Below are 17,520 nucleotides of genomic sequence, written 5' to 3'. Positions count from 1 at the left end.
ACTTTACGGGGACCGGGCTGTCAGCCGCCCGAGTGCATGTCCTCGGCCTCGGGGACACAGTCGTCGTCCGGATCGTCGAGCCAGCCGTGCGGCAACGTGACCTTGCCCGGCGAACCCTGCCGCCCACGCGGGCCGGTGGCGGCGCTGGGGAACGGGGCTTCGTGGTCGAGCTGGGCGATGAGGTCGTCGAGCTGGTCCATGCTGGAGAGCATCGCGAAGCCGCGACGCAGCTCGGAACCGACCGGGAAACCCATGAAGTACCAAGCCATGTGCTTGCGAATGTCTCGCATGGCCTTGTCATGACCGTCGTGTTCGACGAGCAGTTCCGTGTGGCGGCGCAACACCTTCGCGACTTCGCCGAGATTCGGCGGGGTGGGCTGCGCGCGCCCGGCGAAGGCGGCTTCCAGCTCGCCGAACAGCCACGGCCTGCCCAGGCAGCCACGCCCGACCACGACGCCGTCGCAGCCGGTCTCGTCGACCATGCGGAGCGCGTCCTCGGCGGAGAAGATGTCGCCGTTGCCGAGGACCGGGATGCCGGTGACGGCCTCTTTGAGCGACGCGATCTTCGTCCAGTCGGCCTGGCCGGAGTAGCGCTGCGCGGCGGTGCGCGCGTGCAGGCTGACCGCCGCCGCGCCCTCGGCCTCGGCGATGCGCCCGGCGTCGAGGTAGGTCAGGTGGTCGTCGTCGATGCCCACGCGGAACTTGACCGTGAACGGCACGTCCGCCTCGGCCGCCGCCTTCGCCGACTCGCGCACGATGTCGGCGAACAACTTGCGCTTGAACGGCAACGCCGCGCCGCCACCCTTGCGCGTCACCTTCGCCACCGGGCAGCCGAAGTTGCTGTCGATGTGGTCGGCGAGACCCTCGCCGGTGATGATGCGGACGGCTTCGGCCATCGTCTTGGGGTCGACGCCGTAAAGCTGCATGGACCTGGGCTTTTCGTTCTCGCCGAAGGTCATCATGTGCATGGTGCCGGGGTGGCGTTCGACCACCGCGCGGGCGGTGATCATTTCGCAGACGTAGATGCCCGCGCCGTACTCCTGGCACAACTGCCGGAACGCGACGTTGGTGATGCCTGCCATGGGAGCGAGCACGACCGGGGGATCGACCTCGTAGGGGCCGATCTTCAGGCTGGGCTTGCTCAGGGTGGCTGTCACGCCCCCCATTGTCGCCTGTGGTGTCTGTCACTCGCAGGTGGGATCGAAGTCGAGGTTCAGTTCGACGGCCAGATCCCGCGCTTCGGAGTTTTGACGAACCAGAACCCGCCCGTCTTGTAGCGCCGTTCCTTGATAGGTCTTCATTGAGTCCAACCGAGGGGTTTTGGTTGTGACTGTGTGGATTTTGGGACATCTGACGTCCCGAAATCCACACAGTCATCGAGCGCGCTCGCCCATATCACCCGACGGGGTTCGGGAAGGAACTTGTTGCGCAGCGGGTACGAACCGTACCTATGGCGGTAGGACGTGCTGCCTAGGCTTGTCGGATGTCCGTGTCGCAGGCCTTTGCCGACGAGTCGTTCAAAGAGGACGACGGTGGGGGCTTTTATGTGCTCGCCGCAGCGGTATTGCCTGTCGACCGCCACGCCGAGTTGCGCGAGGTCATGCTCGGTCTGAGGTCGGAACGTACTGGGAAACTGCACTGGAATGTGCTGACCGGCGATCAGAAGCACGCGGTCGTCAAGCGTGTCGCCGACTTCGAGGAGCTGCACCTGGTAACGGTCGGCGCCCCGGTACCCGCCCGTGGGCAGGAACGTGGCCGTTCCTTGTGCATGCAGCGTCTGGTGTTGGAACTGCATGCGCTCGGCGTCAGCCATTTGGTCGCCGAAGGTCGCACCGTCCAGCTCGATGCCCGAGACGTGCGCACCATTCAGCAGAGCCGCTTTTCGTTGCCCCAAGGCGCCGAGTTCCGCATTCGGCATGCTCGCGGCGTCGATGAGCCGCTGCTATGGATTTCGGACATCGTCGCCGGTGCCATCCGCGCCCGACGGCAAGGAATGCCTGAGTTCGCCGATCGACTCGCCCGATGCGCGATCGAGCTTCAGGTCGACACCCATCCTTGACCTTGGTATGCGTAAGGCCAGGGTCCCGGTATTCCCCGGGTGCACCTGGCCTCGCGACTCGTGCGACGCCCGCGGCGCCACACTCTGCATCACCCGGAAACTGCTCGGGCAACACGTCAAGGGTAGCTCATGAGCGCATATGTTCACACTTGACCGCTCACGTGCGAACAGCGATTTCGGTAGCTTAGCTTCCATGAGCGTCCGCACCAGGATTGACGACCTCTACGCGCGACGACTTCGCGCCCGCCTTCTCCGCGGCCCCCTACCGCGGCATGTCGGCGTGATCATCGACGGCAACCGCCGCTGGGCCCGCCAGATGGGCTTCGAAGACGTCCGCGAAGGCCATCGTCACGGTGCCCAGCACATCGCCCGGCTGATGGCGTGGTGCGAAGGCCTCGGCATCGGGCACGTGACGGTGTACCTGGCCTCGGTCGACAACCTGACGAAGCGCGCGTCACCGGAGATGACCTTCCTGATGCAGGTGATCGAGGACGTCGTCCGCGAGCGGCTGACCGCGCCGGGTGCGAACTGGCGGATCGCAACGATGGGACGCCTGGACATGCTGCCGTCGTCCACGGCCGAAGTGTTGAAGCAGGCCGAAGAGGACACTCGTGGCGCGACGGGGCCTGAGCTGACCCTCGCCATCGGTTACGGAAGTCGCGAGGAGATCGTCGACGCCGTACGTGACCTCGTGCTCGTAGGGGCGGTGGACGGCAAGTCTCTCTTGGAGATCGCGGAAGCCGTATCCGTGGACTCGCTTTCCGCCCATCTCTACACGGCGGGCAGCCCGGAGCCGGACTTGATCATCCGGACCAGCGGTGAGGTCCGCCTTTCCGGATTCCTCCTCTGGCAGGCGAAGGGGGCGCAGCTGTACTTCTGCGACGTCAACTGGCCGGGTTTCCGCTATCTGGACCTTCTGCGGGCGCTCCGCGTCTGGGCGCGAAAGGCTATCCCATCGTGATGATCTTGCAGGTCGCGACCACATCGTCATCACGATTGAGTAGTGCTACGGATCCATGGGCGGCCTCCAGGATCCATGCTGTTCGCCATGACCACCGATGGGGATGTGCTCCTCAGGCTCGCCGGGGAGATCGACGACCTTGGGGCCCGCCTCGCGCGGGTCGGTACGGAGCTGCGGACCGTCCAGGCCGAAGCGGAGCCGACGCGCGAAGAGGTGCCTGAGCAGGCAACTCAAGAGCAGCCTGCCGCCCCGCAACAGCCGCAGGCCGAGCAGCCTCACCCGCAGCAGCCCCAGGCCCAGCAGCCCCAGGCCCAGCAGCCCCAGGCCCAGCAGCCTCACCCGCAACAGCCACAGCCGCAGGTCCCGCAGCAGCCGTACCCCCACCACTTCCCCCACCCGCAGCACGCCCAGTACCAGCAGCAGTACCAGCAGGCTCAGTACGCGCAGTGGCAACAGCAGCAGTACCGCCACCAGGCAGCCCAGCACCCCCGCCCGCCGCAGCAGCCGTACCAGCCCTATCGCCCGTACCAGCCTGTCCCGAAGGTGTCGCTGGCCGAGAAGCTGGGCAAGGAGGGCGCCGGCAGCAGGCTGCTGGCCTGGGTCGGCGGGGCGGTCACGCTCCTCGGCATCGTGCTGTTCCTCGTGCTCGCCATCCAGCGCGGCTGGTTCGGCCCGTTGCCGCGGGTGATCGGCGGCGCCGTCCTCGGCCTGACGCTGGCCGGGATCGGCCTGCGCCTGCACCGCACCCCGGCGGGCCGTACGGGTGCGTTCGCGCTCGCCGCGACGGGTATCGGCACGCTGTACCTCGACGCCATCGCCGCGACGACGATGTACGAGTACCTCCCGGCCTACGCCGGTCTCGCGATCGGGCTCGTGATCGCGGTCGGCGGGTTGCTGCTGGCCGTACGGTGGAAGTCTTCGCTGCTCGCGACGGCCGTCGTGCTCGGCTGTGTGGTCTGCGCACCGCTGATCACCCAGGGGTTCACGCCCGAACTGGTCGCGTTCCTGCTGGTGGTCCAGGTCGCGTCGACGCCGGTGCAGTTGCGCCAGTCGTGGCCGTCGGTCGCGGTCGCCGCGGGGATTCCGCCGCTGATCGCGTCGGTCTTCAGCACGGCGTTCACCGGTCTCGGCGGCAGCACCGCCAACACCGCCGCCGCGCTGGCCGCGGGTGCCGTCGGAGTCACGCTCGCCCTGATCGTCACCGTCAAGCGTCCCGGTGACGCCGCCGCCCTCGCGCTGCTCGCCGTCGCACCGGCGCCGTCGTTGCTCGCCGCGCTGTTCCTGCCGAAGACGCAGGCCGTGCTCGTCACCGCGGCGGTCGCGCTGGTACTGCTCGGCGTGTGGACGGCCGGTCACTGGCTCAACGGCTGGACGGGTGACCTCGCGGGTGCCGCCGGTCTCCTCGCGGCCCTTCAGACGACGATGACCCTCTTCGACGGCAGCGCCCGCTCGGCGATCCTGATCGGCGAAGGAGTCCTGCTGGCCTTGGTCGCGTTGTGGACGAAGAAGCACGTGGCGTTCTTCGGCGGGCTGGGCTTCACCGTCATCGGTGGCATCATCGCGCTGGCCTTCGACGTCCCGCCGACGCTCTTCTTCCTGATCAGGAACCGCCCGGACGCCGACCTCGCCGCCGCCTTGCTGGTGGCCGTCGCGATCCTGGCCGTCTCGATCACGCTTCCGTGGGTCGCGCACCGGCTCGGGCTGTTCAAGGCGGCGTCGGAGAACGTGGTGCCGTGGCTCTTCGCCGGCGTCTGCGCGCTCTACGGCGCTGGTGCGCTGGTGCTGTGCGCGTCGCTGCTGGCCGTCCCGGGCCGCTCGGGCTTCCTGGTCGGGCACGTGGTGATCACGGTGTCCTGGACGGTCGCCGCCCTCGTGCTGCTCATCCGCGGCATCTCGGTGGTCGGCCTGCGGGTGATCGGTCTGGTGCTGGTCGGCGCGGCGGTGCTGAAGCTGGTCCTGTTCGACCTCGCCGCGCTCGACGGCCTTGCCAGGGTCGCCGCCTTCCTCCTCGCCGGGCTGGTCCTGCTCGGCGCGGGGACGCGCTACGCCAAGCTCGTCGCGTCTCGCTGAGCAAGACCGGAAGAAAAGCCCGCGGGTCGTGGTTGGTCGGTTCATGAGCTATCAACCCGACCCGCGCCTGGCCGAACGCGCGAAGGAGAAGGTCGCCTGGCTGACCACGATCAGCCCGAAGGGCAGGCCTTCTCCTCGCCCGGTGTGGTTCGTGCTCGACGGTGAGGACTTCATCCTCTTCAGCCAGCCGGACACCGCCAAAACCCGGCACATCGAAGCGAACCCCGAAGTCAGCGTTCACTTCAACACTGACGAGTACGGCGGCTCGGTCCTGGTGATCGGCGGCAAGGCCGAGATCCTGCCGGACGGTCTCGCCTCGGAGCAGCCGGGCTTTCTCGCCAAGTACGAAGAGCACTACCCGGCGATCGACTACGACGTCCCGAAGTTCGACAAGGAGTACAACGTCCGGATCAGGATCCGGCCGGAACGTACTTGGGGCTTCTAGGCTGTGTCCGGTAAGTCATGTTCGCGGTCTTCGGGCCCAGGTGGTCACTGGACCTCGAAGCCCATCGAACAGACTCACCGGACACGGCCTAGAAACCGACGGTCACACAGGCCAGCCGCGCACCCGCGGTCCCGGCGTGGCCGGGGTCGGTGTGGGTGTGGTGTTCGTGGATCACGATCGAATTCGCCCGCCGCGTGGTGAACGTCCAGTCCACTTTGGACACCGCGGCGCCGCGGCCGGTGGCGTCGGTGGTGAGGTCCAGCCAGATCTCGTTGCGGGGGTTGGCGTAGGCCGGATCCACCGACGGCTTCACCGGGTCTTCGATGTTCTGGTAGTGCGGTCCGGCGAGATCCCCGGTGGCACCACACGGCTTCGTGTGCGCGTGGGCGCCGTATTCACGGTTGGGCAGCAGGCCGGTCACGAGGACCGCGGTCGAGGTGCCGATGGCCTTCGAGGTCAGCCCGAAGACGTGCGCGCGGGCACCGGGCGGGACCAGTTCCGGTTTGTAGCTCGTGAGACCGCTCTTGGCGGTGATGACGTGGACTCGGGACTCGGGGGAGGCGGTGGCCGGCCCGGCGCCGGAGGTGAGGGCCAGGGCGGCGGTGGACAGGACGAGGGCGAGTACGGGGACGGGGCGCATGTCCTCTGCCTAGCCTGATCGAAGTCGAACCCGCCAGGACCATCACTCGAACGGATGTAGCAATTTCAAACCAATGGAACTATAAGTGCCGGCCATAACGCCCGCGAGGGCGGCGGCGGGGCATGGATGGCAGGTCAAGTGAACACCACCCCTCCGGATCGCACCTGGCTGGTCGCGGTCGCCGCGGCGCTCTGGGGCACCGACGGCCTTCTGCGGCTCCCGCTCGCCGAGGCGCTCCCGGCGGCCACGGTCGTCTTCTGGGAGCACCTGCTCGTGGTGCTCGTGCTGAGCCCGCTCATCCCCGGCGCCTTCCGTGCGCTGCGGCGGTGCGGTCCGCGGGAATGGCTGGCGGTGCTCGCCATCGGCGGCGGCTCGTCCGCGCTGGCGACGGCGATGTTCACCGCCGCCTTCAAACTGGGTGATCCGGTGACGCCGTTGGTGCTGCAGAAGCTTCAGCCGGTGTTCGCCGTCCTCGCCGCGTACTTCGTCCTCAAGGAGAGAGTCCGCCCTGGATACGCCTTCTTCGCGATCCCCGCCTTGCTCGGTGCCTGGCTGCTGGCTTTCAAGGATCCGCTGAACATCCAGCTCGCCGCGGCGAAGGCGGCGCTGCTGGCGATCGGTGCGGCCGCGTTGTGGGCGGCTGGCACGGTGCTCGGCCGGTTGCTCTCCACCGAACTGGCGCCGAAAGAGGTCACCACACTGCGCTTCACGGTCGGGCTTCCGGTCGCGGCCGGCATCGTGGCGGTCCAGGGCGGCGGATTCGCGGTCGGCTGGGACAACGCGCTCGGGCTCGGACTTCTCGCGCTGGTACCGGGTTTGCTGGCGCTCAGCCTGTACTACCTCGGCCTGCGGTCGACCCCGGCAGCCAGGGCGACGTTGGCGGAACTGGCTTTTCCCGTCACGGCCGCCGTTATTGGCGTATCGTTCCTGAACGCGCATTTGTCCGTTACGCAGTGGCTGGGTCTCGCCGTCGTGGTCGTCGCGGTGACCTCGCTCGGCTGGCACGAAAAGGTCAGGCGTCAACCGATGGTCTTGGAGTCGCCGCATGGTCGAGCACACCGGAGAGACGAAGAACGAACGCCTGACCCGCAACGTCAATGAGCTCCTGCAGGAACTCCGGGTCGCACAGGCCGGTGTCCAGATCCTCTTCGGGTTCCTGCTGACGGTGGTGTTCACCGACGAGTTCCACGAGGCGAGCGGGTTCGAGAAATCCGTGCACCTGGTGGCGGTTCTGCTCACGGTCTGCTCGACGGTGTTGCTGACGGCGCCCGCCGCGTGGCACAGGTTGTTGTTCCGCACCGGAAACCGTGAGCGGATCCTCACCGTCGGCAACCGGTCCGTCCTCATCGGACTCGGCTGCCTCGCGGCCGCGATCATCACGACCGTCACGCTCATCGCCAAGGTCGTCTTCGGCCCGATCGCGATGGCGATACTCGGCGTGGTGACAGCGGTGCTGTTCGTGGTCATGTGGTTCGTCGTGCCGCGGCGGATCAGCCGCGAAGACAGCGACTAGGGCGGTCTCCCAAACTGGGCTGGCAGGTTGGGCGAAAGCATGCTTCGAGAGAGACAGCCCAGGACATCAACGCCAGGCGCGGACGGGTGTGCCTGGCGGCAGACCGAACGCGGCGGGTGACACCGTCTCCGGGCCGTCCGGGCTCGCGCCGCCGATCACCCGGCGGGCGCCGACCCACGAGAACATCGCCTTGACCGAAGGCGAGTAGCCCGAGCCGTCCTTCGCGAGTTCCCGGTCGAGCACGCGGTAGCCGTCCCGCGTGCGTTCGACGCGGTAGACCATCGGCTGCCGCCGGAATCCGCTGCCCGTGACGAGCCCGCCGTGTCCTTTCGCGACCTCGTCGCAGCTCGCGACCAGGCCGATCTTGACCCGGTCGCCGTCCGGCCGGGTCTCGATCACCTTCTGTGTACACACCCACCGGACCTCCGTGAGCCCGGAGTCGGTGAGCGTGCCCGCCCACCCGTTCGCCCGCAGATGCTCGTCGATCGGCGGCAGTGCCTCCCGCGCGACGGCGTCGTCCACCGTCGGCATCTCGTCCACGATCCACCAGGTGGCCGCGGCCACCACCACGCCGACCCCGGCGAGCACGGGCCAGCGTTTGACGTTCCCCATGGGACGAAGCTACCGAGCGGAGCAAGTGTTCATCCGCGGTTCGGGACACGTTGCCTCCGCGAACGTAGGTTGCGGCCGTGAACGACTCCTCCAGACGGACCTTCCTGCGCGGTGCCGGGCTGCTCGGCGCCGGTGCGGCGGTCTCCGCGGTGCCCACCCTCGGCGCCCCGGCGGCTTCGGCGACCTTCGGCCACCACGGCCCGGACGCCGAAGACGGCCGCTTCACCCTCGCGGTCCTGCCCGACACCCAGTACCTTTTCGACGCCGACCGCGGCGATCCCGCGCCACTGGACGCCACGCTGCGGTACGTCACCGGTGGCGGCGAGAACATCGTCTTCCTGGCGCACCTCGGCGACCTCACCGAGAACGGGCAACCGGGCGAGTTCGACCAGATCAGCCGGTCGTTCCAGCACCTGGACCGGCGCCGGTTCCCCTACAGCACGCTGGCGGGCAACCACGACATCGAGTCCTCGACCGACGACCAACGCGGCCGCACGCCGTACCTCGACGCGTTCGGCCCGCGGCGGCAACGGGGTTCGCGGACCTTCCGCGGCGCGAGCGCGGACGGCTACAACAGCCACCACGTGTTCCGCGCGGGCGGGCGCGAATGGCTGCTGCTGGCACTCGACTGGCGGCCGTCGGCGGGCGGGCTGGAGTGGGCGCGGTCGGTGCTCGCGCGGAATCCGCGGCTCCCGGCGATCGTGACCATCCACGAACTGGTCTGGTCCGACGAACACGGGCAGGCGCGACTGTCCGAGTTCGGGCAGAAGGTGTGGGACGAACTGATCGCCGGGAACGACCAGATCTTCCTGACGCTCAACGGACACTATTGGCCGCCGGGCCGCGCGGTGAAGCAGAACAAGGCGGGCAACGACGTCCACCTGCACATCACCAACTACCAGGACCGCTACTACGGCGGCAGCGCGATGATCCGGCTGTACCGGTTCGACCTCGCGCGGAACGTGATCGACGTCCGCACGGTCTCGCCGTGGCTCGCCGACCAGGCGCCGCGGCTGAACGAGTTGCAGCGGCGGGAGATCGAACGGACCGGCCCGGTGGACTATTTCAGCCTGGAGATCGACTTCGAGCGCCGGTTCGCCGGTTTCGCGCCGGTCCCGGTACCGCCCGCGCGGCCAGCCGAACGGCAGTTGATCCGCGGAACCGTGGCGTATTGGCGGTTCGAAGGACGGGACGGCACACCGGTTTCCCGCGTCCGTGACCTGTCCGGCCGGGGCAACGACCTGGTCCGGGTGACGCTGCCCGGCAGCCCCGGCGAAGCGCTGCGCTACTCCGGGGAGTTCTCCGGGCGGCAGCCGTCGAGGTCGAGCCTCCGGTTCGACGGCGGTAAGAAACCGGCCCGCGGGGCGTATCTGCGCACGACGGATGCCGCGCCGATGAACGCGGAGACGTTCTCGCGCGGCTACACCGTCGAGGCTTTCGTGAAGCTGCCCGAGGATTTCAAGGACGGCAGCCATTCCTGGGCCGCGATCTTCGGCAGGCAGGGCTCCGGCGGCAAGGCGGGCAAGACCGGTGACGACCCCGGCGAGCCCGCCGCGACACTGTCCCTTTCGGACGGTGCGGCGTTCCAGTGGGCGGTGTTCCCGGTGAACCAGAACGGGATCTCCACCTGCTGGGGGCACGAACTGGCGTCGCGAGAGTGGATCCACGTCGCCGCGGTCAACGACGGCAGGCGGACGACGCTCTATGTCGACGGTTGCCCGGTGCTGCGCAATCCGAAGACGGCGGCGGCGGGGATCGCGAATCCCGGTGGCTCTTGGCTGATCGGCGCCTACGCCTACGACTCGATCGTCGAACAGGCCTTCCACGGCTGGCTCGGCGATGTCCGGGTGGTCGGAAGGGCGCTGGACCCCCGCGCGTTCATGCTCGGCTGAGGTTTCGCGGATCGTGCGCGGTAATGGTGGATCTTCACCCCATTATCGCGCACGGTCGTTCCCGGAGAAGGACCGGGTTCCTCTTGACAAGGGGTGGACAATAAAAAATCGGCGCTCAAATCAGATAGCTGATTTGTACGCCGGACTTGTCAGTAGTCTAAACGCTGTGAGGGACACTTGTCAAATCAGGGGTACGACGAGGAATTGCGGACCGAACGGGACTACATCGCGTCGCTCTACGGGCGGCTGGACGGCGAACGTACGCGGGTGAGCGAGGCATACGCCGGTGCGCTGCGGGGAGAAGGGTTCGTGCTTTCGGACCGCGAAGTCTCCGTCAGCACGAAAGCCCGGCAGCTCGCGCGGCTGAAGATCGCCGACGAGGGCCTTTGTTTCGGCCGTTTGGACGCCCTTTCGGGAGAGCGTACGTACGTCGGCAGGGTCGGCCTTTTCGACGACGAGAACGACTACGAACCTTTGCTGCTCGATTGGCGGGCGCCGGCGGCGCGCGCGTTTTACTGCGCGACGGGCGCGTCTCCAGAGGGAATGTCGCGGCGCCGTCAGTTCCGCACTCTCGGCCGCCGGGTCCTCGACTTCACCGACGAGGTCTTCGGCCGTCCGGAATCGGGGGAACGGGGTGACGTCGCGCTGCTGGCCGCGGTCAACGCGCCACGCGGCGAGGGGATGCGGGACATCGTCGCGACGATCCAGGCCGAGCAGGACGAGATCATCCGGCTGGATCACGCGGGTGTCGTGGTCGTGGAGGGCGGCCCCGGCACCGGCAAGACGGCGGTGGCGCTGCACCGGGTGGCGTACCTGCTGTACACGAAACGGGAACGCATGGAACGCCGCGGCGTGCTCGTGGTCGGGCCGAGCAGCGGCTTCCTCGACCACATCGGCCGCGTCCTGCCGTCGCTCGGCGAGACCAGTGCCGTCTTCGCGACGCCGGGGAGCCTCGTCGCGGGCCTGCGTGCCGAACGCGAGGATCCGCCGCCGGTCCAGCGGCTCAAGGGCTCGCTGGCGATCCTGGACGTGCTCGCGGCGGCGGTGACGGACCGGCAGGAGCTGCCGGCCGAGCCGGAGCCGATCGAACTCGACGACGTCACCGTGCCGTTCGACGCCGAGGTCGCGGCGGCCGCGCGCGAGGTGGCCCGTGACAGCGGCCTGCTCCACAACGAGGCTAAGGCCGTCTTCGAACGTGAGGTGATCACCGCGCTCACCGAGCGCGCGGTCGACCGGATCGGCGACGGCTGGCTGCCGAGGGACGACAAGCACGCCCGCCCGGAGATGCTGAAGAACGTCCGGCGCGACCTGGAGGGCAGCTTGGGGCTCGGGGCGGTGCTGGATCGCCTGTGGCCGGTCTTGACGCCGCGACGGTTGCTCGCCGACCTCTACGCCTCGCCGGAGCGGCTGCGGGCGGCCGGAGCCGATCCGGCGCTGTTGCGCGAGGACGCGGCCGCGTGGACGGTGTCCGACGTGCCGTTGCTGGACGAAGCCGTCGAACTGCTCGGCTGGGACCGCACCGCCGAACGTCGGGCGGAGGAGCGGCGGCAGCTGGCACAGAAGGACTACGCCGAGCGCGTGCTGGAGCTCATCGAGGTCGAAGAGGACCACGACGACTACGAGTTCGCGCTCCGGCCGACGGACGTACTGAAAGCGGAGGACCTGGCGGAGCGGTTCGCCAAGCGCGACGAGCGGGACCTCGCCGATCGCGCGGCCGCCGACCGGGAATGGACCTATGGCCACGTCGTGGTCGACGAGGCGCAAGAACTGTCCGAAATGGACTGGCGGGTATTGATGCGGCGGTGCCCCAGCCGGTCTTTCACCGTGGTCGGGGATCTCGCGCAGCGCCGATCGCCGTCCGGCGCGCGGTCGTGGGACGCGATGCTCTCCCGGTACGTCGCCGACCGGTGGGTGTACCGGAAACTGACCGTCAACTACCGGACGCCGTCGGAGATCATGGCGGTGGCGGCTTCGCTGCTGGCGAGTTTCGCGCCGGACGTCGTGCCGCCGGACTCGGTGCGTTCCTGTGGTGTTCGGCCGTGGGCCCGCCGACTGTCCGAAGTGGACATCGAGGACGCTGTCGCGGAGTTCGTCCGGGAGGAATCGGGGCGTGCGGGGACTTCGGTCGTCATCGGGCCGCCGGGTGTGCCGGGCGCGATCGCGCCGTCCGCGGCCAAAGGGCTGGAATACGACGCCGTCCTGGTGGTCGAGCCGGAGCGAATCCTCGCGGAAGGCCCTGGCGGTGAGGCGGAACTGTACGTCGCGCTGACACGGGCGACGCAACGGCTCGGGGTTTTGTACAGCGAGACACTGCCGAAGGTCCTTCGCGGGCTCGACACCCGGCGGCGGACTCCGGACGCGTATCTGCGCTGCGTCTAACGTCGCTCGATCCCGCTCGCGATGAAGGGGCCTTTCAGCGCGAATTTCGCGATGAGAGGCCCCTTCATCGCACTGGGCCGCGGGTTCACCGCGTCAGGTTGCCCCAGGCGTATGTCTGTTTTGCGAGTTTCAAGTAGATCAACGTTTCAGTGCTGACAACACCCGGGATAGGCCGGATGTCATCGTTCAGCACACTCAAGAGGTGTTCGTCGTCCCGGCAGGCGACCTCGGCCAGCAGGTCGTAGGTGCCCGCGGTGAGGACGACGTAATGGACGTCCGGTAGCCCCGAGAGCTGATCCGAGACCGAACGCGGATCGCCCTGGACCTTGATTCCGACCATCGCCTGACGGCCGAGGCCGACGTTGGTCGGATCCGTGACCGCGACGATCTGCATCGTTTCGTCCCTCAGCAGCCGCTGGACGCGTTGCCGCACGGCCCCTTCCGACAAGCCGACGGCCTTGGCCAGCGCCGTGAACGAAGCCCGCCCGTCGACTTGTAGCAGGGCGATCAGAGTGCGATCGGTATTGTCCAAACCTCTAGGTGTGCGCTGCTCCATCTGCGCGCGTGGTTCGTCACCCATGCCGTCCCTCCCTTTGTTTCGGCATGCGATTTCTTGTCGCGCAGCGTATCGACCAATGTCCAGAATGCTACCGCCGTTAAGTTGTTTGTCGCGATTCTCTTTCCCGGCGCCGTCGCGCGAAGGATTCTGTCGCTCGACAGGGAGGGTGCCGAGGTTTTCGGAAGGTGTGTCAGCCGAGATCGCGTTTCAGCAGGTCTTCCTCGGTTTCTCGGCGGACGAGCAAGGTCGCCGTACCGCCCGAGACGCCGACGATCGGCGGCCTGCCGACGAGGTTGTAATTCGACGCGAGTGAGTGGTGGTAGGCGCCGGTGCAGGGCACGGCGAGCAGATCGCCGGGGTGGACGTCGTCGGGGAGGGCGAGTCCGTCGGCGAGGACGTCACCCGATTCGCAGTGCCGTCCGACCACCGTCATCGGCCGCCGGACCGCGCGGCTGCGCCTGCCGATCAGGCGCGCGGTGTAGGCCGCCCCGTAGAGCGCGGGCCGCGCGTTATCGCTCATCCCGCCGTCGACGGCGACGAAGGTGCGCGAGCCGCGTTTCACCGCGCAGACCCGGTACACGGTGATACCCGCCGGTCCGACGATCGCCCGGCCCGGTTCGATCGTCAATTTCGGCTGGGGAAAACCGTGCGACGTGCATTCGTAGGCGAGTGCGACACGCAGACGCCGGACATAGCCGTCGATGTCGAAACCGGTGTCGCCCGGCAGATAGCGGACCGCGTGCCCGCCGCCGAGGTCCAGTTCCCGCAGAGTGACGCCGTGGGTCTCGCGGAGCCGGACGAGCACCCCGACCATCTTGCGGGCGGCCAGTTCGTAGAAGTCCACACGGGACACCTGCGAGCCGATGTGGCAGTGCAGTCCGGCGAGGCGGAGCCCTGGTTGCGCGAGGACCGCGGAGACCGCCCGGTCGAGGTTGTCCCGGACCTCCTCACGCAGCGAGAACCCGAATTTCTGGCCTTCGGTGCCGGTGGTGACGGCCGCGTGCGTGCCGGCGGCGACGTCCGGCGTCACCCGGATCAGCACCTGCTGCGCGCCGGTGGCGAGCGCGCCGAGCTGCTCGATCTCGTCGAGCGAGTCCACCACGATCCGGCGGACGCCGTAGGACAGCGCGGCCTTGAGGTCTTCGGGGGTCTTCGCGTTGCCGTGCAGCAGGATCCGCTCGGCGGGGAAGCCGACCGACCGCGCCACGGCGATCTCGCCCGCGGAGCAGGTGTCTAGCGAAAGCCCTTCCTCGGCGACCCAGCGCAGAACCGCGCGGGTGCACAGCGCCTTGCTCGCGTACGCCACCTCGGCGTCGGGCAGGGCCCGGCGATACGCGCGGGCGTTCTGCCGGACTTCGTCCTCGTCGAGCAAGTACGCCGGTGTCCCGAACCTCGCGGCGAGGTGGGACACCGGCGCACCGGCGAACAGCAGTTCCCCGCCGGGACCGAGCCGGGTGCTCCGCGGCCAGACCCCCGGCTCGAGGTGGTCGGCGGCCTCGCAGCCGAGGCTGGGCAGGAGCTCGCTGAGCGTCACGGTTACCTCCGCGTCGATCGGTCAGTGCTCCGCCAGCACAACTCCGATCGGCCCGGCCCGGCCGCTCCGCCAACACCTCCCTGACGCCTTCGGCGATCTCGCTGACGTGTTGTTAACGCGCGAGTAACCCCGGCCACAGTGGTTCAGGGGGCCAAGGTCAGCGGACCGGCCCCGGAACGGTGTCGAGCGCCCGCACCATGTGCACGGCGAGGGAGAACGCCGCTTCGTTCTCTACTCGGTTGTTTCGGGTTTCGTGGCGCACGTGCAACCGCGGCTGAACCCACCGGCAGCGGTCGCGGTGCAGAACCGCCGGGCGATCGCGTCGTGCGCCGACAGCGGATGCGGGCAGTTCGGGCAACGATCGTCGGCGGCGGGTTCGGCGACGTCGCCGAGGGAGCGGGAGGCGTTCATCGCGCACTCGCCGTCGCTCGGGCGCGCAACGGGGCGCCGACCTCGTGAAGATGCCTGAGGACGTACCCGTAGGACGCCGCCCAGCCGCACTGCGCGTAGTCGATGCCGTGCTTCGCACAGAACTCCCGCACGATCACCTGCGCGTGTTTGAGGTTCGGCCGCGCCATGCCCGGGAACAGGTGGTGCTCGATCTGGTAGTTGAGCCCGCCGAGGGCGAAGTCCACGACCGGCCCGCCGCGCACGTTGCGCGAGGTGAGGACCTGCTTGCGCAGGAAGTCGAGCTTGTGCCCGGCCGACAGTGTCGGCATGCCTTTGTGGTTCGGGGCGAACGAGCAGCCCATGTACACGCCCCAAAGGCCTTGGTGCACGGCGATGAAGACGAAGCCGACACCGGGCGAGAGCACCACGAACACCGCGGTCAGGTACGCGGCGATGTGGGCGAGCATCAGCACCGATTCGAGCTTCCGCCGCTTGAAGCCGCGCTGGAAGATCGCGGTCACGCTCGACGCGTGCAGGTTCAGGCCTTCCAGCAACAGCAGCGGGAAGAACAGGAACGCCTGGTACTTCGCCATCCAGCGCAGGAAACCACGCCGTTCGGTGCCCTGCGCCTTGGTGAAGATCAGGGCGGCGAGGTTGACGTCCGGGTCTTCGTCCTCGTGGTTGGGGTTGGCGTGGTGGCGGTTGTGCGTCCCGATCCACCAGCCGTAGCTGAGCCCGGTCAGTCCACCGTGGACGAACCCGGTGACGTCGTTCGCCTTGCGGCCGCGAAAGATCTGCTTGTGCCCGGCGTCATGGCCGATGAAGGAGAGCTGAGTGAACATCATCGCGAAGAAGGCGGCGAGGAACAGCTGCCACCAGGAGTCCCCGAGGTGCGCGAACGCGACCCAGCCACCGGCGAAAGCCAGCAGGTTCAAGGAGATCTTCGCGGCGTAGTACACGCGCCTCCGGTTGAGCAGGCCGGCGCCTTTGACCAATTCGGACAGTTCGGCGAAGTCGCTGCCCTGCCTCGTCTGGGTGGAGGTCATGGGAGATCACACCGTTCTGGTCTAGTGAAAGTGGGCAATCCAGCAACGGGTTCAGAACACCGAAGGGTCTGGTTCGGCCGAGAAAGGCACTGGTACCACAACACGCCACGGGCGCTCCGTGGTCTTCTTCCAGGGTCCCACGTGAGCGGGGCGGAAGCAATTCACCGAACCAGCACGATCTGGCGTACAGTCAAGGACATCGAGGGAAACTTCCCCCGTTTCCGTCCGGTCGCGAGGTTCGACCGGGGACAGGAGCACCGGCCAAGACATCGTTTCCTTCGCGTTCATGGTCCCGCCGGCTTTGACCGGTGAGCAGCCGCCCGCCGCGCCTCACGGCGCGCCCCGAGGCGCCCATAAGGGCCAAGCCGCGATCGTCGATGGCCACGACCTCTGACCTGTCACCGTGTGCACGCCCACCCTTGGCGGGCGTGCACACGGTCAGAAATTCTTGTGGCACCGCCCCATTTTCGAGCGTCCCGGTGACTTTTCCGCGTGCCTCGCCGGTCAGCGGGCGACTCGGCGGCCGGACATCCGGCGACACAAACCCAGCTTTGCCAACGCTTCTTTCACCACACTCACGTTGTTGGCGTTCCCGTCGGCGGCCCGTGACTCTTCGAAGGGGCGGACGCGTCCCCAGATCGCCATCGCGTCGCGGAAGTTCCCGTCCCGCAACGAGCATCTTCAGCGAGATCGACGGGTCGACGTTCACCAGTCCCGACGTGAACCCGGTCGCGCCGACGGCGAAGTGGCCCGGCGATCCACCTGAACCCAGCGTCCCGCGCCACCGAGGCGAACCGCACCGGATCCGGCACCGCGTACTTCACGCCGACGACGTTCGGGGCGGCGTCGGCGAGCCGGGCCAGCCGCCCGCCTTCGATCAGCGGGTCGCGCACGTACAGCACGACACCCAGCTCCGAGACCGCGGCCACGATGGCGCGGTGGTACTCGACCCAGCCCGCCGCCGAGACGTACGGGTGCACCGGCTGGTGGATCATGATCAGGTCCGCGCCCGTCTCCCGCGCGTGCCGCGCCGCGCGGATCGCCGTGGCGACGTCGTGCCCACGCTCGCCGCCTGGCCGCGGTCTCGACCGTCAGTTCACCGGCGCGGACGGCCTCGTCCAGCGCGTAGAACTCGCCGGTGTTCCCGTCCGATGTCACGACGTCGATGCCGCCGGCGAGCAACCGGTCCGGGATGGCGGCGAGTGTTCCGAGTCCGTGAAGGACTCCTTAAGGGACTCTGGGTCCCTCAAGGAGTCCTTCACGGACCGCGGTGTAGGCGCTGAGCGTCCTCGATGCCACATTGGGGGCATCGGCTCGCGGGTCTCGTGTCCCGCGGGCTGCCGCGCCTTCACGTCACCACTGGCCCTGACCACGTTCGCCATGCCTTCGATAGTCCGACTCGCCACTGACGACTACGCCC

At 68.2% G+C, this 17,520-nt stretch carries 15 protein-coding genes and 1 pseudogene; 8 read left to right on the top strand and 8 right to left on the bottom strand.

Annotated elements, in window-relative coordinates; translation table 11 throughout:
• Positions 1–20 precede the first annotated feature (20 nt).
• Positions 21–1,166, bottom strand: a complete 1,146-nt coding sequence (gene dusB, locus ACM6LR_RS06360; RefSeq protein WP_414936884.1) for a tRNA dihydrouridine synthase DusB — start codon at positions 1,164–1,166, stop codon at positions 21–23.
• A gap of 317 nt (positions 1,167–1,483) precedes the next feature.
• Between dusB and ACM6LR_RS06355 the strand changes: the two genes are divergently transcribed.
• The 4 genes from ACM6LR_RS06355 to ACM6LR_RS06340 all read left to right on the top strand — a co-directional run bounded on the left by ACM6LR_RS06355 (position 1,484) and on the right by ACM6LR_RS06340 (position 5,535).
• Complete coding sequence (locus ACM6LR_RS06355; protein ID WP_414936885.1) at positions 1,484–2,059, top strand: hypothetical protein; 576 nt, start codon at positions 1,484–1,486, stop codon at positions 2,057–2,059.
• A 193-nt stretch (positions 2,060–2,252) separates the two neighbouring features.
• A complete protein-coding gene (gene uppS, locus ACM6LR_RS06350) occupies positions 2,253–3,020 on the top strand; it encodes a polyprenyl diphosphate synthase (RefSeq protein WP_414936886.1) in 768 nt (255 codons plus the stop codon).
• 75 nt (positions 3,021–3,095) lie between these two features.
• Positions 3,096–5,090 (top strand): DUF2339 domain-containing protein, encoded by a 1,995-nt coding sequence (locus ACM6LR_RS06345; RefSeq protein WP_414943378.1) that lies wholly within the window; start codon positions 3,096–3,098, stop codon positions 5,088–5,090.
• 43 nt (positions 5,091–5,133) lie between these two features.
• Positions 5,134–5,535, top strand: a complete 402-nt coding sequence (locus ACM6LR_RS06340; RefSeq protein ID WP_414936888.1) for a TIGR03667 family PPOX class F420-dependent oxidoreductase — start codon at positions 5,134–5,136, stop codon at positions 5,533–5,535.
• 88 nt (positions 5,536–5,623) lie between these two features.
• On the opposite strand, the gene ACM6LR_RS06335 is transcribed toward ACM6LR_RS06340, so the two are convergent.
• Positions 5,624–6,175: a superoxide dismutase gene (locus ACM6LR_RS06335; protein ID WP_414936889.1), complete on the bottom strand. Its 552-nt coding sequence runs from the start codon at positions 6,173–6,175 to the stop codon at positions 5,624–5,626.
• A gap of 138 nt (positions 6,176–6,313) precedes the next feature.
• Here ACM6LR_RS06335 and ACM6LR_RS06330 point away from each other — a divergent pair, with 138 nt between their 5' ends.
• Positions 6,314–7,276 carry a DMT family transporter gene (locus ACM6LR_RS06330; RefSeq protein ID WP_414936890.1) on the top strand — a complete coding sequence of 321 codons (963 nt, stop codon included), beginning with the start codon at positions 6,314–6,316 and terminating at the stop codon, positions 7,274–7,276.
• Positions 7,221–7,688, top strand: a complete 468-nt coding sequence (locus ACM6LR_RS06325; RefSeq protein WP_414936891.1) for a DUF6328 family protein — start codon at positions 7,221–7,223, stop codon at positions 7,686–7,688. The genes ACM6LR_RS06330 and ACM6LR_RS06325 overlap by 56 nt, the downstream gene beginning before the upstream one ends.
• A gap of 66 nt (positions 7,689–7,754) precedes the next feature.
• Here ACM6LR_RS06325 and ACM6LR_RS06320 read toward each other — a convergent pair whose 3' ends face one another.
• Positions 7,755–8,300, bottom strand: coding sequence for a hypothetical protein (locus ACM6LR_RS06320; RefSeq protein WP_414943377.1), 546 nt, complete (start codon positions 8,298–8,300; stop codon positions 7,755–7,757).
• A gap of 77 nt (positions 8,301–8,377) precedes the next feature.
• Here ACM6LR_RS06320 and ACM6LR_RS06315 point away from each other — a divergent pair, with 77 nt between their 5' ends.
• Positions 8,378–10,192 (top strand): LamG-like jellyroll fold domain-containing protein, encoded by a 1,815-nt coding sequence (locus ACM6LR_RS06315; protein WP_414943376.1) that lies wholly within the window; start codon positions 8,378–8,380, stop codon positions 10,190–10,192.
• Positions 10,193–10,369: 177 nt separating this feature from the next.
• Positions 10,370–12,571 carry an RNA polymerase recycling motor ATPase HelR gene (helR, locus tag ACM6LR_RS06310; RefSeq protein ID WP_414936894.1) on the top strand — a complete coding sequence of 734 codons (2,202 nt, stop codon included), beginning with the start codon at positions 10,370–10,372 and terminating at the stop codon, positions 12,569–12,571.
• Between the two features lie 85 nt (positions 12,572–12,656).
• Here helR and ACM6LR_RS06305 read toward each other — a convergent pair whose 3' ends face one another.
• The 5 genes and pseudogenes from ACM6LR_RS06305 to ACM6LR_RS06285 form a co-directional block, all read right to left on the bottom strand.
• Positions 12,657–13,151, bottom strand: coding sequence for an Lrp/AsnC family transcriptional regulator (locus ACM6LR_RS06305; protein ID WP_414936895.1), 495 nt, complete (start codon positions 13,149–13,151; stop codon positions 12,657–12,659).
• Positions 13,152–13,320: 169 nt separating this feature from the next.
• Complete coding sequence (lysA, locus tag ACM6LR_RS06300) at positions 13,321–14,664, bottom strand: diaminopimelate decarboxylase (RefSeq protein WP_414936896.1); 1,344 nt, start codon at positions 14,662–14,664, stop codon at positions 13,321–13,323.
• 231 nt (positions 14,665–14,895) lie between these two features.
• Positions 14,896–15,075, bottom strand: coding sequence for an RGCVC family protein (locus tag ACM6LR_RS06295; RefSeq protein ID WP_414943375.1), 180 nt, complete (start codon positions 15,073–15,075; stop codon positions 14,896–14,898).
• Positions 15,072–16,100, bottom strand: a complete 1,029-nt coding sequence (locus ACM6LR_RS06290) for a fatty acid desaturase family protein (protein ID WP_414943374.1) — start codon at positions 16,098–16,100, stop codon at positions 15,072–15,074. Before ACM6LR_RS06290 ends, ACM6LR_RS06295 begins: the two co-directional genes overlap by 4 nt.
• A gap of 463 nt (positions 16,101–16,563) precedes the next feature.
• A pseudogene (locus ACM6LR_RS06285) lies at positions 16,564–17,306 on the bottom strand (dihydrodipicolinate synthase family protein); the annotation flags it as partial.
• Between the last annotated feature and the right edge of the window lie 214 nt (positions 17,307–17,520).

Origin of the sequence: Amycolatopsis sp. cmx-11-32, from assembly GCF_047608695.1 — a bacterium.
In the GTDB taxonomy this organism is placed as follows: Bacteria; Actinomycetota; Actinomycetes; order Mycobacteriales; family Pseudonocardiaceae; genus Amycolatopsis.
The sequence above is the reverse complement of the archived record's forward strand: the minus strand, read 5'-3'. Positions and strand labels throughout refer to the sequence as shown.